The organism is Pseudomonas sp. 34 E 7 (assembly GCF_900005715.1).
GTDB lineage: Bacteria > Pseudomonadota > Gammaproteobacteria > Pseudomonadales > Pseudomonadaceae > Aquipseudomonas > Aquipseudomonas orientalis_A.
Window position 1 is genome coordinate 1 of the sequence record NZ_CVTX01000040.1, and the last position, 23,237, is coordinate 23,237.

Consider the following 23,237-nt stretch of genomic DNA (forward strand, 5'->3'; position numbering starts at 1 on the left):
GCCGTTGGCGCGAAGGCCGGGGCGCCGTCCCTGGCGCAGCGTTGGCGCGGATCGAGCAACCTGATTCCGGCGCTGCTGTTCCTTGGCCTGTTCTTCCTGGCGCCACTGATCGGCCTGCTGCTGCGCGGCGTGCTGGAGCCGGTGCCGGGCCTGGGCAACTACGAACAATTGTTTGCCAACTCGGCGTATGCGCGGGTGTTGCTCAATACCTTTTCAGTGGCCGGCCTGGTGACCCTGTTCAGCCTGCTGCTGGGCTTTCCGCTGGCCTGGGCGATTACCCTGGTGCCGCGCGGCTGGGGCCGTTGGATCCTGAGTATCGTGCTGCTGTCGATGTGGACCAGCCTGCTCGCCCGCACCTATTCCTGGCTGGTATTGCTGCAAGCCTCGGGGGTGATCAACAAGGCGTTGATGGCCATGGGCATCATCGATCAACCGCTGGAGATGGTGCATAACCTCACCGGCGTGGTGATCGGCATGAGCTACATCATGATTCCGTTCATCGTGTTGCCGCTGCAGGCGACCATGCAGGCCATCGACCCGATGATCCTGCAGGCCGGCTCCATCTGTGGCGCCAGCCCGTGGACCAACTTCTTGCGCGTCTTCCTGCCGCTGTGTCGGCCGGGGTTGTTTTCCGGCGGGTTGATGGTGTTTGTGATGTCCCTCGGTTACTACGTCACCCCGGCCCTGCTGGGCGGTGCGCAGAACATGATGCTGCCCGAGTTCATCATCCAGCAGGTGCAGTCGTTCCTCAATTGGGGCCTGGCCAGTGCCGGTGCGGCGTTGCTGATTTTGATCACGCTGGTGCTGTTCTACTTCTACCTGAAGCTCCAGCCGGAATCCCCGGTTGGCGCCAGCAACGCGAGGTAAGCCGTCATGCTCCTGACTCCCAACGCCATGAGCCGCAGGATGCGCCTGGGCCTCTACACCACCACCGGTTTGATTGGCCTGTTCCTGCTGTTGCCGATCGTGTTTATCGTGTTGCTGTCGTTCGGTTCGTCGCAATGGCTGGTGTTCCCGCCACCGGGCTGGACACTCAAATGGTACGGCCAGTTTTTCTCCAACCCCGACTGGATGAACGCGGCGATGGCCAGCCTCAAGGTGGCGGTGCTGACCACGTTCTTTGCCGTTGCCCTGGGGCTGCCGACGGCCTTTGCCCTGGTGCGCGGGCGCTTCCCCGGCCGCGAGTTGCTCTACGGCCTGTTCACCCTGCCGATGATCGTGCCGCTGGTGATCATCGCCGTGGCGGTGTACGCGCTGTTCCTCAAGCTCGGCTACACCGGCACGATGTTCGCCTTTGTGGTCAGCCATGTGATTGTCGCGCTGCCGTTCACCATCATCTCGATCATCAACTCGCTGAAGCTGTTCGACCAGTCGATTGAAGACGCGGCGGTGATCTGCGGCGCCTCGCGCTTGCAGGCGGTGTTCAAGGTGACCTTCCCAGCGATTCGCCCAGGGATGGTGGCCGGTGCGCTGTTCGCCTTTCTCGTCTCGTGGGACGAAGTGGTGCTCAGCGTGATGATGGCCAGCCCGACCCTGCAAACCCTTCCCGTGAAAATGTGGACCACCCTGCGCCAGGACCTGACGCCTGTGATCGCCGTCGCCTCGACGTTGCTGATCGGCCTGTCGGTACTGGTCATGGTGATCGCCGCCGCCCTTCGTCGGCGCACTGAAACCCGCGCCTAAGCGCCCAGGAGCAGAACATGAGTGCAGTGATCCAAGATGTCGCGCAGAACCCTGGCCACCCTCTGGTCAGCCTGCGCAACCTGAACAAGTACTACGGCGACTTTGCCGCCGTGGACAACATCTCCCTGGACATCCAGGACGGCGAGTTCCTCACCTTCCTCGGCTCCAGCGGCTCGGGCAAGAGCACCACCCTGTCGATGCTGGCCGGCTTTGAAACGCCGAGCAGCGGCGAGATCCTGGTGAGCGGGCAATCCCTGGTCAACGTGCCGCCGCACAAGCGCGACATCGGCATGGTGTTTCAACGCTACTCGCTGTTTCCGCACTTGTCGGTGCGCGACAACATCGCCTTCCCCCTGGCCATCCGCAAACTGGCCAGCGCCGAACGCGAGAAACGCGTCGACGCGATGCTCAAGCTGGTGCAGCTGGAACCGTTCGCCCATCGCCGCCCTTCGCAACTCTCCGGCGGCCAGCAACAGCGCGTCGCCATCGCCCGCGCGCTGGTGTACGAGCCACGTATCCTGCTGATGGACGAACCCCTCGGCGCCCTCGACAAGAAACTGCGTGAAGACCTGCAGGACGAGCTGCGCCAATTGCACCGGCGCCTGGGCATCACCATTGTCTACGTGACCCACGACCAGGAAGAAGCCATGCGCCTGTCCCAGCGCATCGCGATTTTCAGCCACGGCAAAATCGTCGGCCTGGGCAGCGGCTTCGACCTGTACCAGAACCCGCCGAACGCGTTCGTCGCCTCGTTCCTGGGCAATTCCAACTTCCTCAAGCTCAAGGCCCAGGGCAACGCGGCAGCGTCGTTCGAAGGCCAGTCGCTGTCGATCCGCCTGACCAGCGGGCTGCACACCGAGCAGGACATATTGCTGATGGTGCGTCCGGAAAAGGCCCTGGCGCTGAGCGTCGAACAGGCCGCCGAGCAGCCGTTGGCCGCAGGCTGGAATGAAGTCTCGGCGATTGTCGGGGAGGTACTGTTTCTGGGCGAGAGCCAGACCTGCGCGGTGAAGACCCTGGGCGGTACGTCGATGACGGTCAAGGCGCTCTCGGCGGCGGGCATGCCGCTCAAGGCCGGCGACCCGGTGCGGGTGCGCTGGGCCACGGCGGATGCGTGCGTGTATACGCAGTGGGCCGAGAGTGATTTGAACAAGGCGGCCGGGGCGCACTGACGCCACTGCTTCATCCACAAGGTTCAGGGTGTACGGCACGCTTTGAGGCGGGAAAGGAAATCTGCCGTCCATTCCTGGACCATCACCGAGTAAGGCTCTTGCGGGTTACTCATCGCCTTCATCTGCAATAACGAGCGATCACGCAGTGTCTTCAAGCGATTGATGATCTTCAGGGTTTTCGGCTTCGTGCCTCCCCTTCCAGTTTCCAGCTCGCTCATCAGTGAAGACAATTCCTTCACCACCCATTCCAGATACATCAGGTGGCGCAGCACGCGCGTCCTGTCCTGCACTAGGCCCAAACGGTTGAGGCCATAGGTTTGAATCGACACTGCGCCCTTGACGCTGAGTTTGCCGGCACGCGCCTGATTGACTTCAGCACTGAGCTTCTCCTTCGCCCCCTCCACGTCTCCAGGAGGCAGCCCCGCATCGTCATGGCCTCTAGGCAACACCAGCCCGATGACGTTGTCGCGGTCGATGTAAAAGCGCAGATGCTCGCTAGGGTCGTCACGACAGGGGTCGAGCAGAAGCGGGTATTCCGACGAATAGTCTCGCTCGTCTTCTGTCGCTCGCTTGCCCAAGATGGGAAAGCTATCATGCTTACCACTCTGCTGCTCGGAGGACTGACTGAATCGACTGCCGCCTTTTACCAGCTGAACCATCTGGGCGGTGAGTATCGGCGTAATATGGCCGCTCCGTCGGTTGCAATTGATGCAACTAGGCAGAAGGTTGTTCCACGTAGCAGCTAGCCACCAATAGCCGGCGTGCTCCTGCTCTTCCTGCAAGCGACCCTTGGGACGAAAATGCTCGGTATCAACGGGGGCCGTGGAGAAGTAGAAACTTTCGCAATACGCGCACTTACCGTGAAAGAGTTCGTGCAGCCGTTCTTCGACACTGGCATCTTTATAGACACTGAACCTAGCCTTGCTTTTTTTCCGGGCATGCGGCTTTGCATATTTTCCCGCAACGGCCCCTTTACCCTGGGCTATCTTGTTCAACGCAGCCTGTTGTGCCACCTTCTTCGCCTTAAAAAAAGCAGTGAGCGCTTTAAGCTCCTTATCAGCATCAGAAGAATCTCCGTTGTTTTTTGCTTCCATAGCGGCGGGAGGGTAAACGTCATCTCGATTAACTGATCGCATGATTCAGAAGCGCTCCAGAATAGCGACGATTTCTTCCCGATACTTTTTACGCAAACTTTTCAACTGTACGCCTGCTGCTTTGTTGCGTTTCTTGAGAAACTTGGCAACAGACTTTTGCACCAGACGTTGCGCCTCAGTGCTGCCGACAGGAAGAACACCCAAGATTTCGCGTTTGAATTTTTTCAACGCCTCTTTTTCGGCAGGGTTCAGGTGGTCACCTTTTTCCTGCCTTGCCAGCAGGTCAGCAAGCTCCGCGAGCTGCAACTGCATATCAGGCTCATCGGTGCTCATCAGATTGAAAAAATCCGAGGTCAGCAGTTGCTCCACAGTGAGTTTTCCGACGTCGGGCAAGTCACTGATGCATTCGATCTTTACAGACAAGTCATCGTCTACATTGATCCTGCGGCGCACCACTGCCACCTCGTCTTTGTGCATGCCCCGCAAACACAGCGGGTCATGGGACGTCGCGATGAACGTGACCTTTGGCAGCGCTTCGCGCAGCGCGCTCATGACACGAATTTTCCAGCGGGGGTGCAGATGGGCTTCTACCTCATCAATCAAAACAACAGCCTGTGCCGTGGGAAAGTTCTGAAAATACGGGTTGATGCTCATATCCATTAACCCGCGCAGAATGTCACATACCATTGCCAACAACGAGCGATACCCGGAGGACGCTAAGTTAAGCGGGGTCTGCCCGGCACGGGTTTCATCCTTACTGTCCGTTACAATGAGACACCGTTTGAGATTGTAATCACGCCGAATGAGCTCGTACTGACTATCCACTGAAAATATGATTCGCAATACACGCATCACTTCGTGGAAATCGTTGTCTTCCAAGCTCAGTAACCAAACTTCAGGGTTGAACAGTACACAACTGGAATCGAACAAGCTGAAGACCGAGCCTTCAGGCACCTCCTCCCCGCCGGAAGCGTCCTTGTATTGCCGAAAAGCCCCGTAGGCAAATACAGGCGGCGTCCCTTCCAACTCAAGTTGTTCAAAGGCATTGCGGGTAATTTTCAGTACGCGACTTTTTCCTTCATGGAAATTCAGCGTCACTGTGGCCATACGAGCCTGGAGTTGTGGCTCCCCCCCCATAAATGATGGATTTAGCGTTAGCCCCAAGCAACTGACACCTAAAATATTTCGGGTTTCATCACTGACCAACGTCAGCGCAATAGCTTCCAAGATGGAACTCTTGCCCGCAGCGTTTTCGCCCAGAAGCAATAGCGCAGGCGACCGGGCTGACACGGTTTCTGCGCCATAAGACGGCGGTCGACGCTGAGGAATCTTAATGCTGAGTTGCTCGATGCTCTTGAAGTTTTCCAATGTAAAAGACTGCAACGACAAGTACTCTGCAGGACCAATCTCAGGCGAAATTTTAGGGGCAACCCAATCACTCCTCAGTGCAGCCAATTGCAACTTGAAACCGAAATCTGTCCGAATTAATCGACTCCTGACTTTTTCTATCGCTAGCTCCAGATTGGGCATATGAGAAATCGTGCGAAACGTTTCATTGATTTCCCCCGGTGCAAGATTTTCCTCAGTCAAATCGCCCTTTGAAAGAAAAATAGCGATTTGCCTGCACTGTAGATACCAGAGGCCACCGAACTCCAAACTGGGAAAATTGAAAAGTTTCAACTTACCTGCTTCATTGTCACGAAGTTGAGCGAGTCCTAAGGAAAACAGCCGGCTGCGATAGTCACCCAGACAAACAGCTCGTTCCTTTTCCCGGTCGGGATGGTCCAGCTTGAAAAACTGGATAGTCATGGAGCCTTGGACGCTTAGGGCTTTCAGAACCCCTTTATGATTAATATGTAAATGCTCGTGAAATGAATGTCCAAAACAAGGATCAAGCAACAGGTTTTTTTCCCTAAGAGGGTACCCTCCCCAACAGCCAAGATTGCCCATGACGTATTCATTCAACTGCTCAGGCGTGGGTAACGCTTCCCTCTCTCCATCAACCGGAAAATAGTCCGGACGATGGGGTAGGCAATCCCGGCAGATGGGATAAATGTTTTCCCAAGCCAAGGCTAGCCAAGTGTAATAGAGATGGTGATCTTTCGCCTTTTTAGTAGGTAATGCATCGGCGACGGGGCGAAACTGATAAGGCCGTAACACAGTCTGATGGCGCTCACAAAATGCACATTTACCTCTGAACAATTTGCTCAGCGATCGCATAACGTTGTCGTTATCCAGCACAACCCCCGAAATAGGAGCTGATGTTTGTGACCGCTGCTCCATCCGTAGCAGCAGGAAATCGATTAGCTCGCGCCTCGCCTCAACGACCTCCTTACTAATTAGAAAAGCGGGAGGCTTCACCGAACTGCGCTCAAAAAACTGCATTGCTCTCGTCCTTAAGATACCCAAAAGAACCAGCTTAATATCAATGCGCCATCAACTGAAAGCATTCCTACTCTTTTCTTTCGAAATCGCCCGTTCCATCCCCAGCAACTCGCGGGTATCCGCATAAACCCCCACTCCTTTCTCTCGCACGTGCTTGATCGACTGATCCACGCAGCGTCGCAGTCGCGGTAGATCAGGCTCAGCATGCTGGCAAGCAAACGCTTGCTGCGGCGCTTGTGAGCGGTGACCTCTCCGGCCACCTGGAACTGGACCCCTTGCCAGCTACCTGCTGCCGCGCCAGGACAGCCACGCGTGTGTGCTGCTCGTTAGTGGTGCGATTGCTCAGGTAATTGGCGAAGCTCACTGGTGTCGACCTCAGCGCCGCCGCCTTCAAACAGAGGCGGTGGTGCAGACGTCGGTGGCACGGGTCAATGCGATCATTAACTCGGGAAGTGCGAAGGCGCCGGCGTTTCATATTCTTGGGAACACGCCTCAAAAGAACACTTCGACGGCGCGTTGCGGGATGCGTTGGAAGAGTTTGGACCGTCGTAAAGAGATCGACAAACTTGGATCGCGCTGCAGCCGCTATTGCTCAGTCGGTATAACCCACGCACTCCGCCCTGCTCCTCTGGGTGTGTTGACGCGTCGCCAGGCAGTAATACAACGGACACGTCACCGCCAACCCCACCAGCCACGACAAGTCCGCGCCTTCCACCAGGTTGGCCCAGGGCCCCACATACAACGACGTGTTGGCAAACGGCAGTTGCACGATGATCCCGATGAAGTACGCCACGATCGCATGCAGGTTAAACCGCCCATACACCCCGCCATCGGCCTGGAAGATCGAGGCGATGTCGTACACGCCGCGCTTGATCACGTAGAAATCGATCAGGTTGATCGAGGCCCACGGCACCAGCACCAGCAACAGAGCGAGGATCAGCCCGATAAATTGCGCGATGAAGTCCGCCGACGCGCCCAGCGCCACCACGCAGCAACCGGCGAGGATGATGCCCGAAAGCACCACGCGCACTTTGATGCTGGGGGTCCAGCGGCTGGCGAAGGTCTGGATCGAGGTGATGATCGAAAGCACGGCGCCGTACAGGTTCAGGGCGTTGTGGCTGATGATATTGAGCAGGAACAGCACCATCAGGATCGGTCCCAGCGCGCCGGTGGCCTGCTTGACCGCGACCATCGCCTCGGTGCCTTCCGGTGTGGCCAGCGCCGCCACCAGGCCGAAGGCAAACGACAGGATGGTGCCCAGGGTTGCGCCCAGGTAGGTGGCAATAAACGGCCGGGTGATGCCGATGTCCGCCGGCAGGTAACGCGAATAGTCACTGGTATAGGGCGAGAAGCTGATCTGCCAGATGATCCCGAGCGACACCGTGGCCAGCCAGCCGGCGGCGTTGAAGCCGCCACGGGTGAGGAAGTCGGCCGGCAGGTCATGGGCAAAGATGTAGACAAAACCGGCGAGCAACGCGCTGCCCATCACCCAGGTGCCGATGCGGTTCAAGGTATGGATAAAGCGGTAGCCGATCACGCCGATGGCCGTGGCGCTGAGCGCGCCGATCAGGATGCTCGCCGGCACCGGCACCGAGGGCACGATGCCGACGATGGATTTGCCGGCCAGCACAATATTGGAAATGAAAAAGCCGATGTAGATCAGCGCCGCGAAAAACACGATCAGCAGCGCGCCATAACGCCCGAACTGGCCGCGGCTCTGCACCATCTGCGGGATGCCCATGCGCGGGCCCTGGGCCGAGGCCAGGGCAATCACCACGCCGCCCAGCAGATGCCCGAGGGCAATCGCCAGCAGCCCCCACAGCAGGTTGAGATGGAACACCTGGGCCACCATCGCACCGGTGACGATGGGCAGCGGCGCGATATTGGTACTGAACCATAACGTGAACAGGTCGCGGGCCTTCCCGTGGCGCTCTGCGAGGGGGACGTAATCGACCGTGTGATGCTCGATCAGGGGGTCTTGCCGGGACATCTGAGGCATAGGAATAACTCGCGCTTGTCTGATCTTATAGTTGTTTGACGCCATCCGAAGGAAGCTCGATGGCCCCCCATCAGACGAACACCATATTATGGTATTCCAACATTTTAACAAGGCTGATCCGCTGTTTTAGCCCGCCTCTGATCCGGCAATCGCGCCCCGAGAACAACCGCCATCACGGGATAAATCCCCGTAATAAAGGCCTTTGGCGGGCTCCGGACACGTTTATCGCCTGTCCAAAAAAGCCCTTGCAACTCCTGTATTACGGTATACCATCAGACCTATAAATTTAAAAAACCGCTTCATAGCAGAGGACCATCCCATGATCGATGCCGCCATCTACAAACAAGTGATGGGTTCGTTTCCGTCCGGTGTCACCGTGATTACTACGCTGGACGACGAGGGGCAAATCGTCGGCCTCACCGCCAGTGCGTTCAGCTCGCTGTCCATGGACCCGGCCCTGGTGCTCTTCTGCCCCAACTACAGCTCCGACTCCTACCCCGTGCTGATCAAAAACAAGCGTTTCGCCATTCATGTGCTGTCCGGCGGGCAGCAAAGCGAAGCCTATGCCTTTGCGCGCAAAGGCAAGGACAAGGCCCAGGGCATCGAGTGGACCCTGAGTGCACTGGGCAATCCGATCCTGGCCAACGCCACGGCGGTCATTGAATGCCAACTGTGGCGCGAATACGAAGGCGGCGACCACGCAATCATGGTGGGCGCCGTCGAGAACCTGATCGTGCCGGCGCAACCGAACAACCCCCTGGTGTATTGCCACGGCAAGATGGGTACCCTGCCGGTGCCTGCCTGACACCCCGCTCAACCCGTTTTTTGCGGAAAAATAACAATAGATCCGAGGTACGCGTCATGAAATTTTCGCTGTTCGTACACATGGAACGCTGGGATGAAAGCGTCAGCCACCGTCAGTTGTTCGAAGACTTGACCGAACTGACCCTGATGGCCGAAGCCGGTGGCTTCAGCACCGTGTGGATTGGCGAACACCACGCGATGGAATACACCATATCGCCAAGCCCGATGCCGTTGCTGGCTTACCTTGCGGCCAGGACCACCACGATTCGTCTGGGCGCCGGCACCATCATCGCGCCGTTCTGGCACCCGCTGAGGGTAGCGGGGGAATGCGCGTTGCTCGACGTGATCAGCAACGGACGCATGGAAGTGGGCCTGGCCCGTGGCGCTTACCAGGTTGAATTCGACCGTATGGCCGGCGGCATGCCCGCCTCGAGCGGCGGCCAGGCCCTGCGCGAAATGGTGCCGGTGGTGCGCGCCCTGTGGCAAGGCGACTACGCCCATGACGGCGACATCTGGAAATTCCCCACCTCCACCAGCGTGCCCAAGCCGATCCAGCAGCCCACCCCACCGATGTGGATCGCCGCCCGCGACCCCGACTCCCACAACTTCGCAGTGGCCAACGGCTGCAACGTGATGGTCACGCCGCTGATGAAAGGCGACGAAGAAGTCCTGGACCTGAAAAACAAATTCCAGGCCGCCCTGGACAACAACCCTGGTGTGCCCCGCCCGCAATTGATGGTGCTGCGCCACACCCACGTGCACGCCGCTGATGACCCCCAGGGCTGGAAAGTCGGGGCCACGGCGATCTCGAAGTTCTACCGCACCTTCGATGCCTGGTTCGGCAACAAGAGCGTGCCGGTCAACGGTTTCCTCGAGCCAAGCCCGGAAGAGAAGTTCGCCGCGCGCCCAGAGTTCGAACTGGAGAGCCTGCACAAAACCGCGATGATCGGCACCGCAGAAGAGATCATCCCGCGCATTCGGTACTACCAGGAACTGGGCGTGGATGAGTTCAGCTTCTGGTGCGACAACAGCCTGCCCCATGCCGAGAAAAAGAAGTCCCTGGCACTGTTTATCGAGCAGGTGATGCCGGCGTTTCGTTGACCGACTGCCGGCGCCCTCTGTAGGAGCGAGCTTGCTCGCGAAAAAGGTCAACGATAACGCGTGCTTCCTGAATCAACGTGGTGTCTGTGAGTTTTTCGCGAGCAAGCTCGCTCCTACAAAGGGAGGTGACCGGCATCCTGGCTTGCCCTTCCTACGTTCTTTGCCCTGCGCCCATCATCGCAGCATCTGTAACAGTCTATTGCACGAGCATAATGTACTAACCAGTTACTTATCTTGCTAAAATCGCGCCCTTGCCCTCTCTCACTCGAGTCCTTTCGACATGAAACGAGCATCGCGCGCCGCTGGCGTCTCTAGATTTCTACTCCTTGGCTTGGGCGTGATCATCGCCCTGCTCGGCCTTGCGCTCGCCGTCGGCGGTGCCAAATTGATCAGCCTGGGAGGTTCCTGGTACTTCCTGGTCGGTGGCGTGGCCATGGCCATTGCCGGGCTGCTGATTGCCCGGCGTAACCCGGCGGGTGCCTGGCTGTTCGCCGCGTTCCTGATCGGCACGGCCGTCTGGGCCGTCGCGGACGTGGGCCTGGTGTACTGGCCGTTGTTCTCGCGCCTGTTCATGTTCGCCGTGATCGGTATCGTGGTCGCGCTGGTGTATCCGTTGCTGGTCGGCAAACCGGCGCGTGGTGCATACGGCGTCGCTGCCGTGCTGACGCTCGGCGTGGCAGTGGCGGCGGGCAATATGTTCGTTGCTCACCCAAGCGTAGCGCCAACCGGTGCAGGCCCAGGCATCACCCCGGTGGCTGCGGCCGATGCCCAGAAAGACTGGGCCCACTACGGCAACACCGAGGGCGGCAGCCGCTTCGCTGCGCTGGACCAGATCAATCGCGACAACATCGACAAGCTCAAAGTCGCCTGGACCTACCACACCGGTGACGTGGCGATCAGCGACGGCAACGGTGCCGAGGACCAACTGACGCCCCTGCAGATCGGCAACAAAGTGTTCATCTGCACCCCGCACAACAACCTCATCGCGCTCGACGCCGACACCGGCAAGGAGCTGTGGAAGAACGAGATCAATGCCCAATCGGCGGTCTGGCAGCGTTGCCGTGGCATGGCCTACTTCGACGCCACTGCGCCGATTGCCCAGCCCACCCAACAAGGCAGCTCGCCGGTCGTTGCCGCCAGCGTGCCCGCCGGTGCGCAATGCCAGCGTCGTCTGCTGACCAACACCATCGATGCACGTCTGATCGCCGTGGACGCCGACACCGGTAAATTCTGCGAAGACTTCGGCACCCACGGTCAGGTAGATCTGAAGGCCGGCCTGGGTAACGTCCCGGACAGCTACTACCAACTGTCCTCGGCGCCGCTGATTGCCGGCACCACGGTGGTGGTGGGCGGTCGCGTCGCGGATAACGTGCAAACCGATATGCCGGGCGGCGTGATCCGTGGTTTCGATGTAATCAGCGGGCAGATGCGCTGGGCGTTCGACCCCGGCAACCCTGAAGACAAACACGCACCAGCCGCTGGCAGCACCTACGTGCGCAGCACCCCGAACAGCTGGGCACCGATGTCCTACGACCCGCTGATGAACACGGTCTTCCTGCCGATGGGCAGCTCGTCCACCGACATCTATGGCGTGGAGCGCACCCAGCTCAATCATAAATACGGCGCTTCGGTACTCGCGCTGGACGCCTCCACCGGCGCCGAGAAATGGGTGTACCAGACGGTCCACAATGACCTGTGGGACTTCGACCTGCCGATGCAACCCAGCTTGATCGATTTCACCCCGCCGGGCAGCGACAAGGCGGTGCCCGCCGTGGTGATCGGCACCAAGGCCGGACAGATCTATGTACTCGACCGCGCCACCGGCAAGCCGTTGACCGACGTGCAGGAAGTGCCGGTCAAAGCCGCGAACATCCCCAACGAGCCGTACTCCCCCACCCAGCCCAAGTCCCTGGGCATGCCGCAGATCGGCGCACAGACCCTGACCGAATCGGACATGTGGGGCGCCACGCCGTATGACCAGTTGCTGTGCCGCATCGACTTCAAGGGCATGCGCTACGACGGCCTGTACACCGCGCCGGGCACCGATAAATCCCTGAGCTTCCCGGGCTCCCTGGGCGGCATGAACTGGGGCAGTATTTCCACCGACCCGGTGCACGGCTTTATCTTCGTCAACGACATGCGCCTGGGCCTGTGGATCCAGATGGTGCCGTCGCAGAACAAGGCCCTGGCCGCCTCCGGTGGCGAAGCGCTGAACACCGGCATGGGCGCCGTGCCGCTCAAGGGCACGCCGTACGCGGTGAACAAGAACCGCTTCCTGTCGGTGGCCGGCATTCCGTGCCAGGCGCCGCCGTTCGGCACCTTGACCGCCATCGACATGAAGACGCAAAAAATCGCCTGGCAAGTACCGGTGGGCACCGTTGAGGACACCGGCCCCCTGGGCATCCGCATGCACCTGCCGATTAAAGTCGGCCTGCCGACCCTCGGCGGTACGCTGTCGACCCAGGGTGGCCTGATCTTTATCGCCGGCACTCAGGACTTCTACCTGCGCGCCTTCAACAGCGGCAACGGTGATGAAATCTGGAAAGCCCGCCTGCCGGTGGGCAGCCAGGGCGGCCCGATGACCTACGTGTCGCCGAAAACCGGCAAGCAGTACATCGTCGTCACCGCCGGCGGTGCACGCCAGTCCACCGACCGTGGCGACTACGTGATCGCCTACGCCTTGCCGTAACAACCCCTTGTTAGCGCGGTGCGCCCGTACCGCGCTTTTGTGCCTGGAAAATCCTCCATGAACCCTACTTCTCATACGTCCCTTGGGCGCCTGGTGCTGGGCCTGGCCTTTGCCGCCGCCCTGCCCGTTCAAGCCGACGACACCACCCTGACCGGCGACTGGGGCGGCCTGCGCCGCGAACTCGACGACCAGGGCGTGCGCTTCAGCGGCGACTACAGCGGCGAGACCGCCTACAACGCCCACGGCGGCCAGCATCGCTCGGCGCGCTATTCACAGAATCTCAAGCTCGGTGTGCAGTTCGACCTGGACAAACTCTACGGTCTCAACAACGGCGACCGTATCCAACTGACCATCAACGACCGCCGCGGCAACAGCGCCTCCGAAGACCTGGTGGGCAACCGCCTGCCGATCCAGGAGAACTACGGTGGCCTCTACACCCGCCTCACCGAGTTGAGCTACGAACGCACGCTGTTCACCCCGGCACTTAACCTCAAGCTCGGCTACATGGCCATGGGCAATGACCTCGGCGGCCTGGACAGCGGCATCCTGTGCAACTTCATGAACGCCGGGTTCTGCGGGCACCCGTTGAACATGTCGGGCGGCAGCGGCTGGGCCAACTATCCGAATGCGCACCTGGGCGCGCGAGTGAAATACGACTTCTCGCCCAACTGGCAACTGCGCGTGGCCGCGTTCAATGTCGACCCGTCCAGCAACGGCAATTCCAGCCGCGCCTGGCACCTGGGGCCCAAGCACACCACCGGCACGGTGGTGCCCATCGAGCTGATCTACAAACACACCGGCAGCCTGCCGGGTGAATACAAGCTCGGTTATTACTACGACAGCTCCGATGTCAAACGCATCGGCAGCGACAAAGAGGTCAGCGGGCGTGGCGGTCACTACCTGTTGATCGACCAGGCTGTGTGGGTTTCCCCGACGTCCCAGGGCCGCAGCCTGCATGCCTTCGGTCAATACTCGGCGGCCAGCGAGGCGGCCTCGCCGTTCAGCAAGTGGTATGGCGCGGGCGTGGTGTTGTACAAACCGTTCGAAGGCCGCCCGCGCGACACCGTCGCCCTGGGCTATGGCCGCGCCGTGCCGAACCCGCGCAGTCGCGATGTACAGGAACTGGCGGCCTTCAATGCAGGCAACCCCTACCCTGCCCTGGACAGCGCCGAGCAGTTGATCGAACTCAGTTATGGCTATCAGGCTACGCCGTGGCTGACCTTGCGTCCGGATGTGCAATACATCATCGAACCGGGGGCATTTTCCGGGAAGCGTATCGACAATGCGCTGATCCTGGGTATGCAGGTCAAGGCGGTGTTCTAAGCCGCGCCCTGCTGGTACTGCCGCGGCGTACACCCGTACTCGCGGCGAAACACCGTGTGCAGGTATTGCGCCGAGGTGAACCCGCAGGTCTGCGCAATATCGGCAATCGCCAGCGCCTGGTTTTCCAGGCCCCTGGCGGCGGCGGCGAGTTTGAAGCGCAGGATCTCGTCGTGCACGCTGCACCCGCGCACCTTGCGAAAGTGCGACTCCAACGATGAACGCGACACCCCGACATACGCCGCCACCTGCGCGGTCTTGATGCCCTGGCAGGCGTATTGACGAATGAACAGCAGGGCCTGCATCACATAGGGATTGCCCAAAGGTTGATGCAGGCTGGAGGCCTGCACGTTGATCGCGTCCGGCGGCACCAGCACCTGCGTACCCGCACAGGGTTTGCCATGCAGCATCTGATGCAGCAGCGCGGCGGCGGTGCGGCCCATGGTTTCGGTGCCCTGGATCACCGAACTGAGCGGCACCCGCGTCAGCGTGCGGGTCAGCGGGTCGTTGTCGATACCGATCAGCGCCACTTCCTCCGGCACTGCAATGCCTGCGGTCAGGCAGGCCTGCAACAGTTGCCGGGCACGGGCGTCGGTCACGGCAATAATGCCGATGGGCTTGGGCAGGCTGTGCAGCCAGGCAATCTGCTGCTCCACCGCGCTGTCCCACAACGGCGCGCTGGTCCCCAGGCCGCGATAGATCTCCACCTGCAAACCATCGCGCTGCATCAAGCCGCGAAACGCCTTCTCACGCTCCTGGGCCCAGCGATTGGCCTGGGCTTCGGGCAGGCTGAAACAGGCAAACCGCGTCAGCCCGGCCTCGATCAGATGCTCGTAGGCCAGCTTCATGAGGGCATGGTTATCGGTCGCTACATAGGGAATCCCCTTGGGGTACAGGCTGACGTCCTCATACGACCCGCCCACCGCCACCACCGGTATCCGACTCCCGGCCAACGCCTCACCAATCAGCGGGTCATCGAAATCGGCAATGATCCCATCGCCCTGCCAACGCTCGATGCCGCGCAGACGACAGAGGAAATCCTCCTCCAGGAACAAATCCCAGGACGCACGGGTGCTGCTCAGGTAATTGCCGATACCGGCGATGATGCCACGGTCGTAGATTTTGCTGCCGTTGAAGAGCAAGGCGATGCGGTGCACGGGCGGTAGGGTTTTCATTGTTTTTGTCCTGGGGCCGGTGGAGACAGACTAGACCTGACTGCACAAAATCGCACCACCCCTTGGTGATTTTCATAATCAGCAGCCCCAGTGCCGTTGCTAGTATCCAGACACCGCCAAGAACAATAAGGAAAACCCCATGCCGTACTTCCCCGGTGTCGAGCAGGTTCGCTTCGAAGGCCCTGCCAGCGACTCTCCCCTCGCGTTTCGTCACTACGACGCCAACAAGCTGATCCTCGGCAAGCCCATGCGCGAGCACCTGCGCATGGCCGCCTGTTACTGGCACACCTTTGTGTGGCCGGGGGCGGATATGTTTGGGGTGGGCACCTTCAAGCGGCCGTGGCAGCGCAGCGGTGATCCAATGGAGCTGGCCATCGGCAAGGCGGAGGCGGCCTTTGAGTTTTTCTCCAAGCTGGGCATCGACTACTACAGTTTCCACGACACCGACGTGGCGCCCGAAGGCCGTTCGCTCAAGGAGTACCGCAACCACTTTGCGCAGATGGTCGATCACCTGGAGCGTCATCAGGAACAGACCGGCATCAAGTTGCTGTGGGGCACCGCCAATTGCTTCAGCAACCCGCGCTTTGCCGCCGGCGCCGCGAGCAACCCTGACCCTGAGGTGTTCGCCTACGCCGCCGCCCAAGTGTTCAGCGCAATGAACGCCACGCTGCGCCTCAAGGGTTCCAACTACGTGCTGTGGGGCGGCCGTGAAGGCTATGAAACCCTGCTCAACACCGACCTCAAGCGCGAGCGCGAGCAGCTTGGCCGGTTCATGCGCATGGTGGTGGAGCATAAGCACAAGATCGGCTTTACCGGCGACCTGCTGATCGAGCCCAAGCCCCAGGAGCCGACCAAGCATCAGTACGATTACGACAGCGCCACGGTGTTCGGCTTCCTGCATGAGTACGGCCTGGAGCACGAGATCAAGGTCAATATCGAGGCCAACCATGCGACGTTGGCCGGGCACAGCTTTCATCATGAGATTGCCACCGCCGTGTCCCTGGGAATTTTCGGCAGCATCGACGCCAACCGTGGCGACCCGCAGAACGGCTGGGATACCGACCAGTTTCCCAACAGCGTCGAGGAAATGACCCTGGCCACCTATGAAATCCTCAAGGCCGGCGGGTTCAGGAATGGCGGCTACAATTTCGATTCCAAGGTACGCCGCCAGAGCCTGGACGAGGTGGACCTGTTCCACGGCCACGTGGCGGCCATGGATGTGTTGGCCCTGGCCCTGGAGCGCGCGGCCGCCATGGTGCAGAACGACCGGCTGCAACAGTTCAAGGACCAGCGCTATGCCGGCTGGCAGCAGCCGCTGGGCAAAGCCGTACTGGCGGGCGAGTTCAGCCTGCAATCCCTGGCCGAACATGCGTTCGCCAACGAACTGGACCCGCAGGCCGTGAGTGGTCGGCAGGAGATGCTGGAAGGAATCGTGAACCGGTTCATCTACACCTGACGCCCCTCTGTAGGAGCGAGCTTGCTCGCGAAGAACGTCAACGATAATGCGCGCTTCTTGGATAAACGCGGCGCTCTCGGGTTTTTCGCGAGCAAGCTCGCTCCTACAGGGGCTGTGACATTTGCGCGACAAATCTATGCACAGAGCGCCCCAGGACGCTCTACAGTTTCAGGCGCACCACGCTGTGTCTTTTCCAACAACAATAAAAGGACGCACCACCATGAAGTCATTCAAACGTACGCTGCTCGCCACTGCCCTGGCCCTGCTCGCCCTGCCGGTGATGGCCGATTCGGCTCACCCGAAAATCGGTTTTTCCATCGACGACCTGCGCCTGGAGCGCTGGTCCCGAGACCGTGACTACTTCGTCGCAGCGGCGGAAAAACTCGATGCCAAGGTATTCGTGCAGTCCGCCGATGCCAACGAGCAGAAGCAAATCTCTCAGATCGAAAACCTCATCTCCCGTGGCGTCGATGTGATCGTGATCGTGCCGTTCAACGCCACGGTGCTCACCAACGCGGTGGCCGAAGCCAAGAAGGCCGGGATCAAGGTGGTGTCCTATGACCGCCTGATCCTGAATGCGGACATCGATGCCTACATCTCTTTCGATAACGAAAAAGTCGGCGAAATGCAGGCCAGCGGCGTGCTGCAAGCGGCGCCCAAGGGTAATTACTTCCTGCTCGGCGGCGCGCCGACCGACAACAACGCCAAGGTGCTGCGCGAAGGCCAGATGAAGGTGCTGCAACCGGCCATCGACAAGGGCGATATCAAGATCGTCGGCCAGCAATGGGTGAAAGAGTGGAACCCCACCGAAGCCCTGAGCATCGTCGAGAACGCCCTGACCCGTAACAACAACAAAATCGACGCTATCGTCGCCTCCAACGACGCCACCGCCGGCGGTGCGATCCAGGCCCTGGCCGCGCAGAAGCTGGCGGGCAAGGTGCCGATTTCCGGCCAGGACGCGGACCTCGCGGCGATCAAGCGCGTGATCGACGGCACCCAGACCATGACCGTCTACAAACCGCTCAAGTTGATCGCCACCGAGGCGGCCAAACTGTCGGTGCAGTTGGCGCGCAATGAAAAACCCACCTACAGCTCGCAATACGACAATGGCAGCAAGCAGGTCGACACCATCCTGCTCACCCCGACGCCGCTGACCAAGGCCAATATCGACGTGCTGGAGAAGGACGGGTTCTACACCAAAGAGCAGATCGCCGGGCAATGATGACTGCCTCGATAAAACCTCGCCCCCTGTAGGAGCGAGCTTGCTCGCGAAAAACGTCAACGATAATGCGCGCTTCCTGGATAAACGCGGCGCTCTCGGGTTTTTCGCGAGCAAGCTCGCTCCTACGGGGGTGGGGGCCAGCCTATTTGTGTGAGCCTTTCCCATGTCCGACTACCTGCTGCAAATGAACGGCATCGTCAAAAGCTTCGGTGGTGTCAACGCCCTCAATGGCATCGACATCAAGGTGCGGCCCGGCGAGTGCGTCGGGTTGTGCGGCGAAAACGGCGCCGGCAAATCCACCTTGATGAAGGTGCTGTCGGCGGTCTATCCGTACGGCACCTGGGAGGGCGAAATCCTCTGGGACGGGCAGCCGCTCAAAGCCCAGTCCATCAGCGAAACCGAAGCCGCCGGCATCGTCATCATCCATCAGGAACTGACCCTGGTGCCCGACCTGTCGGTGGCCGAGAACATCTTTATGGGCCACGAACTGACCCTGCCCGGTGGGCGCATGAATTACCCGGCGATGCTGCACCGCGCCGAGGCGTTGATGCGTGAACTCAAGGTGCCGGACATGAATGTGGCGCTGCCGGTGTCGCAGTATGGCGGCGGCTACCAGCAACTGGTGGAGATCGCCAAGGCCCTGAACAAACAGGCGCGCCTGCTGATCCTCGACGAGCCCTCTTCGGCCCTGACCCGCTCGGAAATCGACGTGCTGCTGGACATCATCCGTGACCTCAAGGCCAAGGGCGTGGCCTGCGTGTACATCTCGCACAAGCTCGATGAAGTGGCCGCCGTGTGCGACACCATCGCCGTGATTCGTGACGGCAAGCACATCGCAACCACCGCCATGGCCGACATGAACATCGCGCAGATCATCACGCAAATGGTCGGCCGCGAGATGAGCAACCTCTACCCCACCGAACCCCATGAGGTGGGTGAGGTGATGTTCGAGGCGCGCAACGTTACCTGCTACGACGTCGACAACCCCAGGCGCAAACGCGTCGACGATGTTTCCTTCGTGCTCAGGCGTGGCGAAATCCTCGGCATTGCCGGGCTGGTGGGCGCCGGCCGCACGGAGCTGGTGTCGGCGCTGTTCGGCGCCTACCCCGGGCGCTACAGCGGTGAGGTGTGGCTGGAAGGCCAGATGATCGACACGCGCACGCCCCTCAAGTCGATCCGCGCCGGGCTGTGCATGGTGCCCGAGGACCGCAAGCGCCAGGGCATCATCCCCGACCTGGGCGTGGGCCAGAACATCACCCTGGCGGTGCTCGACACTTATGCCCACCTGACCCGCATCGACGCCGAGGCCGAACTGGGCAGCATCGACCAGCAGATCGCGCGCATGCACCTGAAAACCGCCAGCCCGTTCCTGCCGATTACCAGCCTGTCCGGCGGCAACCAGCAAAAGGCCGTGCTGGCAAAAATGCTCATGGCCAAGCCCAAGGTGCTGATCCTGGATGAGCCCACGCGCGGGGTGGATGTGGGCGCCAAGTACGAGATCTACAAACTGATGGGCGCGCTGGCGGCCGAAGGTGTGGCGATCATCATGGTGTCGTCGGAACTCGCCGAAGTGCTCGGCGTGTCCAACCGCGTGCTGGTGATCGGCGACGGCCAATTGCGTGGCGACTTCATCAATCAGGGGCTCACCCAGCAACAGGTACTCGCCGCTGCGCTCAGCCAAAACAATAATGATCGGAAGACCGCGTAGATGAATCAGGTCAAACACCTTTTCACCCGCTACAAAATGCTCGCCCTGGTGATCGCCGTCGCGTTCATCTGGCTGTTTTTCAGCTGGCAGACCGACGGCGGCTTCCTCACGCCGCGCAACCTGTCCAACCTGCTGCGGCAGATGTCCATCACCGGGATACTGGCGTGCGGCATGGTGCTGGTGATCATCAGCGGCGAAATCGATTTGTCGGTGGGTTCATTGCTGGGCTTGCTGGGCGGGCTGGCGGCGATCCTGGACGTGGTTTATCACATCCCGCTGCTGGCCAACCTGAGCCTGGTCGCGCTGTGCGGCTTGATGATCGGCGTGGCCAACGGCTATATGACGGCCTACCTGCGCATCCCGTCGTTCATTGTCGGCCTGGGCGGGATGCTGGCGTTTCGCGGGATCCTGCTGGGGATCACCGGCGGCACCACCATCGCGCCGGTATCGCCGTCGCTGGTCTACGTGGGCCAGGGGTACTTACCGCATTCGGTGGGCATTGGCCTGGGTGTCCTGCTGTTTGCATTGACCCTGTTCCTCACCTGGAGGCAGCGGCGCAACCGCGCACTGCATGGCTTGGCCGCGCACGCCCTGATGCGCGACGTACTGCGCGTGGTGCTGATCGGTGCAGTGCTGGCCGGGTTCGTCACCACCCTCAACAGCTACGACGGCATCCCGGTTCCGGTGTTGCTGCTGTTGGTGCTGCTCGGCGTGTTCAGCTACGTCACCAGCCAGACCGTGTTCGGCCGTCGCGTGTACGCGGTGGGCAGTAATATGGAGGCGACGCGGCTGTCGGGTATCAACGTGCAGGCGGTGAAACTGTGGATCTTCGGCATCATGGGCGTGATGTGCGCGCTGGCCGGCCTGGTCAACACCGCGCGCCTGGCCGCCGGTTCACCGTCAGCGGGAAACATGGGCGAACTGGACGCGATTGCCGCGTGCTTTATCGGCGGCACCTCAATGCGCGGCGGCTCGGGCACGGTGTATGGCGCGTTGCTCGGGGCGCTGGTGATTACCAGCCTGGATAACGGCATGTCGATGCTCGACGTGGACAGCTACTGGCAGATGATCGTCAAGGGCAGCATTTTGGTGCTGGCGGTGTGGGTGGATGTGAGTACGCGGGCGGGCCGGCGCTGACCCAGTGGCTGAACGCGGTCAAAACTGTGGGAGGGGGGGCCTTGATGCCAGTCAGTGAAGGCTTTTTGTAGGAGCGAGCTTGCTCGCGAAAAACTCGCAGGCACCGCGTTCATTCAGAAAACACGCGTTATCGTTGACGTTTTTCGCGAGCAAGAGCTAGGCGCCCCTTCGCTCCTACAGACGGCGGCGTACGCTTAACTGACTGGCATCTGGGCTTGCCCCCTCCACAGTTGATTGCATTTTTCAACATTGGGATTGGTGGCATTTGGTCATGTTTTTTAAAGGGCCAGCAAGGCATGTCCCTTTAAATTGCAGGACGTTTCCTAGACAATCCCTGCCGCCTTGTGCCTGCTGGAATCGCTGGCTAGTCTGCGCTCCGTCACTGCCAATTCAGTGATCGGGTTTAGTCGCCCGGAATGTCACAAGGAGCATGGTCCATCAAGTTTTATGGTGGCTGTGCGCAGGGCACCTTCGGGTGCGCCGGATTTTCCTTGTGGCCGGTCGACTAACCTGCGTACAGCCGCCACCCATCGTTTAGTCGCGACGGGGGTCGGTACCTGACCACACAAGGAGTTGCACCATGAACAAAGCCCTACCCGACCCACCCCTCGATCCCGCAAAAGACCGCGCCGCCTTCAACCGCGCCATCGACCACTACCTGCCCACCCAAGGCTTTCACTCGGTCAACGAAGACCTGAGCTTCGAAGACGCCCTGCTCTATACCGCCAGCTTGCTCGACAGCGCCTCCGCCACCGCCCTGGACTGCGGCGAACTTCTGCAAAGCCCCGAGCGGGCGAAGATCCTGGCGGTATGGCACCTGCTGGAAATTGCCAAGACCACGGTCGACCGCTCCATCGAATGCCTGACCTGCACAAAACCCACTGCCTGAACGCGGTCAAAACTGTGGGAGGGGGCTTGCCCCCGATGGCGGTGGGTCAGTCACAGATTGATCAACTGATACACCGCTATCGGGGGCAAGCCCCCTCCCACATTCGGGCATACAGTGCCTGTGAGACCTACTTCGACACCGGCATCGCAAACTCCGCGCCCTGCTCGATGCTCTCCGACCAGCGCTGCATGATCGACTTCTGCTTGGTGTAGAAACGCACGCCTTCGGTGCCATACGCATGCATGTCGCCAAACAGGCTCTTCTTCCAGCCGCCAAACCCATGCCAGGCCATCGGCACCGGGATCGGCACGTTGATGCCGACCATGCCCACTTCAATACGCCGCGCAAATTCGCGGGCGATGTGGCCGTCGCGGGTGAAGCAACTGACGCCGTTGCCGAACTCGTGGTCGTTGACCAGCTTCACGGCCTCCGCGAAGTCGTTGACGCGCACACAGGCCAGCACCGGTCCGAAGATTTCTTCGCGGTAGATGCTCATGTCCCGGGTCACGTGGTCGAACAAGGTCGCGCCGAGCCAGAAGCCGTTTTCCAGGCCGGGTTCGGTGGGCACGTAGTCACGGCCATCGAGCAGCAAGTGCGCGCCGGCCTGTACGCCCTGCTCGATATAGCCACGGATGCGTTCCAGCGCCACTTTCGACACAATCGGCCCCATTTCGGCTTTCAAATCGCGGCCATCGGTGATGCGCAGCGTCTTGGCGCGCTCGCTCAAAGCGGCGATGACTTTATCCCCCACGTCCCCCACCAGCACCGCCACCGAGATCGCCATGCAGCGCTCGCCGGCACTGCCGTAGGCGGCGCCCATCAGCGCATCGACGGTGCGCTCGATATCCGCGTCGGGCATCACCACCATATGGTTTTTCGCCCCGCCCAGGCCTTGTACGCGCTTGCCGTGGCGGGCGCCGCTCTCGTAGATGTACTGGGCAATCGGCGTGGAACCGACAAAACTCACGGCCTTGACGTCCGGGTGTTCGATCAGCGCGTCCACCGCTTCCTTGTCGCCCTGCACCACGTTGAACACGCCCTTGGGCAAGCCCGCTTCACGCAAAAGCTCGGCCATGAACAACGAAGCACTCGGGTCGGTGGGGCTTGGCTTGAGGATGAAGGTGTTGCCCGCCGCAATGGCAATCGGGTACATCCACATCGGTACCATCACCGGGAAGTTGAACGGGGTCACGCCGGCGACCACGCCCAGGGGCTGGCGCAGGGTCCAGTTGTCCATGCCACGGGAGACCTGGTCGGAATGTTCGCCCTTGAGCAGGTTGGGAATGCCACAGGCGAATTCGAGAATGTCGATGCCACGGTCGACTTCGCCCTGGGCATCGGTAAAGACCTTGCCGTGTTCGGCGACGATGATGCGCGCCAGGTCGTCCTTGCGTTCACGCAGC

17 protein-coding genes are annotated in these 23,237 nt (G+C 60.5%); 12 read left to right on the plus strand and 5 right to left on the minus strand.

The annotated features are described in order from the left end of the window. Positions 1-30: 30 nt before the first annotated feature. Genes BFP96_RS01275 through BFP96_RS01285 form a run of 3 tightly spaced genes read left to right on the plus strand, consistent with a single transcriptional unit; the run spans position 31 to position 2,855 of the window. Positions 31-867 (plus strand): ABC transporter permease, encoded by an 837-nt coding sequence (locus tag BFP96_RS01275; RefSeq protein WP_065935442.1) that lies wholly within the window; start codon positions 31-33, stop codon positions 865-867. A 6-nt stretch (positions 868-873) separates the two neighbouring features. Further along, on the plus strand, positions 874-1,683 hold the full coding sequence (locus BFP96_RS01280) for an ABC transporter permease (RefSeq protein ID WP_065935432.1): 810 nt from the start codon (positions 874-876) through the stop codon (positions 1,681-1,683). Positions 1,684-1,700: 17 nt separating this feature from the next. Continuing rightward, the gene (locus tag BFP96_RS01285) at positions 1,701-2,855 is read left to right on the plus strand and encodes an ABC transporter ATP-binding protein (protein ID WP_065935433.1); all 1,155 of its coding nucleotides are present in this window, start codon (positions 1,701-1,703) and stop codon (positions 2,853-2,855) included. A 23-nt stretch (positions 2,856-2,878) separates the two neighbouring features. Here the strand turns inward: BFP96_RS01285 and BFP96_RS01290 are convergent, their stop codons facing one another. The 3 genes from BFP96_RS01290 to BFP96_RS01300 form a co-directional block, all read right to left on the minus strand. Continuing rightward, on the minus strand, positions 2,879-3,991 hold the full coding sequence (locus BFP96_RS01290) for a hypothetical protein (RefSeq protein ID WP_065935434.1): 1,113 nt from the start codon (positions 3,989-3,991) through the stop codon (positions 2,879-2,881). Positions 3,992-3,994: 3 nt separating this feature from the next. Further along, positions 3,995-6,334: an AAA family ATPase gene (locus BFP96_RS31040; protein WP_065935435.1), complete on the minus strand. Its 2,340-nt coding sequence runs from the start codon at positions 6,332-6,334 to the stop codon at positions 3,995-3,997. Between the two features lie 592 nt (positions 6,335-6,926). Further along, positions 6,927-8,333: a purine-cytosine permease family protein gene (locus BFP96_RS01300; protein WP_065935436.1), complete on the minus strand. Its 1,407-nt coding sequence runs from the start codon at positions 8,331-8,333 to the stop codon at positions 6,927-6,929. Positions 8,334-8,652: 319 nt separating this feature from the next. Between BFP96_RS01300 and BFP96_RS01305 the strand changes: the two genes are divergently transcribed. From BFP96_RS01305 to BFP96_RS01320, 4 genes are all read left to right on the plus strand, one after another. Next, the gene (locus BFP96_RS01305) at positions 8,653-9,138 is read left to right on the plus strand and encodes a flavin reductase family protein (RefSeq protein WP_065891995.1); all 486 of its coding nucleotides are present in this window, start codon (positions 8,653-8,655) and stop codon (positions 9,136-9,138) included. Positions 9,139-9,194: 56 nt separating this feature from the next. Next, entirely contained in the window at positions 9,195-10,238 is a 1,044-nt protein-coding gene (locus BFP96_RS01310; RefSeq protein ID WP_065891994.1) for an LLM class flavin-dependent oxidoreductase, read from the plus strand. A 280-nt stretch (positions 10,239-10,518) separates the two neighbouring features. Next, the gene (locus BFP96_RS01315) at positions 10,519-12,927 is read left to right on the plus strand and encodes a glucose/quinate/shikimate family membrane-bound PQQ-dependent dehydrogenase (RefSeq protein WP_065935437.1); all 2,409 of its coding nucleotides are present in this window, start codon (positions 10,519-10,521) and stop codon (positions 12,925-12,927) included. A 57-nt stretch (positions 12,928-12,984) separates the two neighbouring features. Beyond that, positions 12,985-14,250, plus strand: coding sequence for a carbohydrate porin (locus tag BFP96_RS01320; RefSeq protein ID WP_065935438.1), 1,266 nt, complete (start codon positions 12,985-12,987; stop codon positions 14,248-14,250). On the opposite strand, the gene BFP96_RS01325 is transcribed toward BFP96_RS01320, so the two are convergent. Next, positions 14,247-15,422, minus strand: coding sequence for a XylR family transcriptional regulator (locus tag BFP96_RS01325; protein ID WP_065883553.1), 1,176 nt, complete (start codon positions 15,420-15,422; stop codon positions 14,247-14,249). The two genes, BFP96_RS01320 and BFP96_RS01325, sit on opposite strands and share 4 nt — an antisense overlap. A gap of 139 nt (positions 15,423-15,561) precedes the next feature. Between BFP96_RS01325 and xylA the strand changes: the two genes are divergently transcribed. From xylA to BFP96_RS01350, 5 genes are all read left to right on the plus strand, one after another. Continuing rightward, positions 15,562-16,878 (plus strand): xylose isomerase, encoded by a 1,317-nt coding sequence (xylA, locus tag BFP96_RS01330; protein ID WP_065891991.1) that lies wholly within the window; start codon positions 15,562-15,564, stop codon positions 16,876-16,878. A gap of 220 nt (positions 16,879-17,098) precedes the next feature. Next, positions 17,099-18,100, plus strand: coding sequence for a D-xylose ABC transporter substrate-binding protein (gene xylF / locus BFP96_RS01335; RefSeq protein ID WP_057721949.1), 1,002 nt, complete (start codon positions 17,099-17,101; stop codon positions 18,098-18,100). A 163-nt stretch (positions 18,101-18,263) separates the two neighbouring features. Then, positions 18,264-19,808, plus strand: coding sequence for a D-xylose ABC transporter ATP-binding protein (gene xylG / locus BFP96_RS01340; RefSeq protein WP_065935439.1), 1,545 nt, complete (start codon positions 18,264-18,266; stop codon positions 19,806-19,808). Then, positions 19,809-20,945: a sugar ABC transporter permease gene (locus BFP96_RS01345; protein WP_065935440.1), complete on the plus strand. Its 1,137-nt coding sequence runs from the start codon at positions 19,809-19,811 to the stop codon at positions 20,943-20,945. It begins immediately after the preceding gene. 580 nt (positions 20,946-21,525) lie between these two features. Next, positions 21,526-21,834 (plus strand): DUF6124 family protein, encoded by a 309-nt coding sequence (locus BFP96_RS01350; RefSeq protein WP_065883544.1) that lies wholly within the window; start codon positions 21,526-21,528, stop codon positions 21,832-21,834. Positions 21,835-21,961: 127 nt separating this feature from the next. On the opposite strand, the gene BFP96_RS01355 is transcribed toward BFP96_RS01350, so the two are convergent. Continuing rightward, the coding region (locus BFP96_RS01355; RefSeq protein WP_065935441.1) for a CoA-acylating methylmalonate-semialdehyde dehydrogenase at positions 21,962-23,237 on the minus strand (1,276 nt) is incomplete at its 5' end.

Bases quoted from the DNA above. Each gene is read 5' to 3' on its own strand.
- BFP96_RS01285 (WP_065935433.1), top strand. From the start codon at position 1,701: ATGAGTGCAGTGATCCAAGATGTCGCGCAGAACCCTGGCCACCCTCTG.
- xylA (WP_065891991.1), top strand. From the start codon at position 15,562: ATGCCGTACTTCCCCGGTGTCGAGCAGGTTCGCTTCGAAGGCCCTGCC.
- BFP96_RS01310 (WP_065891994.1), top strand. From the start codon at position 9,195: ATGAAATTTTCGCTGTTCGTACACATGGAACGCTGGGATGAAAGCGTC.
- BFP96_RS01290 (WP_065935434.1), bottom strand. From the start codon at position 3,991: ATGCGATCAGTTAATCGAGATGACGTTTACCCTCCCGCCGCTATGGAA.
- BFP96_RS01320 (WP_065935438.1), top strand. From the start codon at position 12,985: ATGAACCCTACTTCTCATACGTCCCTTGGGCGCCTGGTGCTGGGCCTG.
- xylF (WP_057721949.1), top strand. From the start codon at position 17,099: ATGAAGTCATTCAAACGTACGCTGCTCGCCACTGCCCTGGCCCTGCTC.
- BFP96_RS01315 (WP_065935437.1), top strand. From the start codon at position 10,519: ATGAAACGAGCATCGCGCGCCGCTGGCGTCTCTAGATTTCTACTCCTT.
- BFP96_RS01280 (WP_065935432.1), top strand. From the start codon at position 874: ATGCTCCTGACTCCCAACGCCATGAGCCGCAGGATGCGCCTGGGCCTC.
- BFP96_RS01305 (WP_065891995.1), top strand. From the start codon at position 8,653: ATGATCGATGCCGCCATCTACAAACAAGTGATGGGTTCGTTTCCGTCC.
- BFP96_RS31040 (WP_065935435.1), bottom strand. From the start codon at position 6,334: ATGCAGTTTTTTGAGCGCAGTTCGGTGAAGCCTCCCGCTTTTCTAATT.
- xylG (WP_065935439.1), top strand. From the start codon at position 18,264: ATGTCCGACTACCTGCTGCAAATGAACGGCATCGTCAAAAGCTTCGGT.
- BFP96_RS01345 (WP_065935440.1), top strand. From the start codon at position 19,809: ATGAATCAGGTCAAACACCTTTTCACCCGCTACAAAATGCTCGCCCTG.
- BFP96_RS01300 (WP_065935436.1), bottom strand. From the start codon at position 8,333: ATGCCTCAGATGTCCCGGCAAGACCCCCTGATCGAGCATCACACGGTC.
- BFP96_RS01350 (WP_065883544.1), top strand. From the start codon at position 21,526: ATGAACAAAGCCCTACCCGACCCACCCCTCGATCCCGCAAAAGACCGC.
- BFP96_RS01325 (WP_065883553.1), bottom strand. From the start codon at position 15,422: ATGAAAACCCTACCGCCCGTGCACCGCATCGCCTTGCTCTTCAACGGC.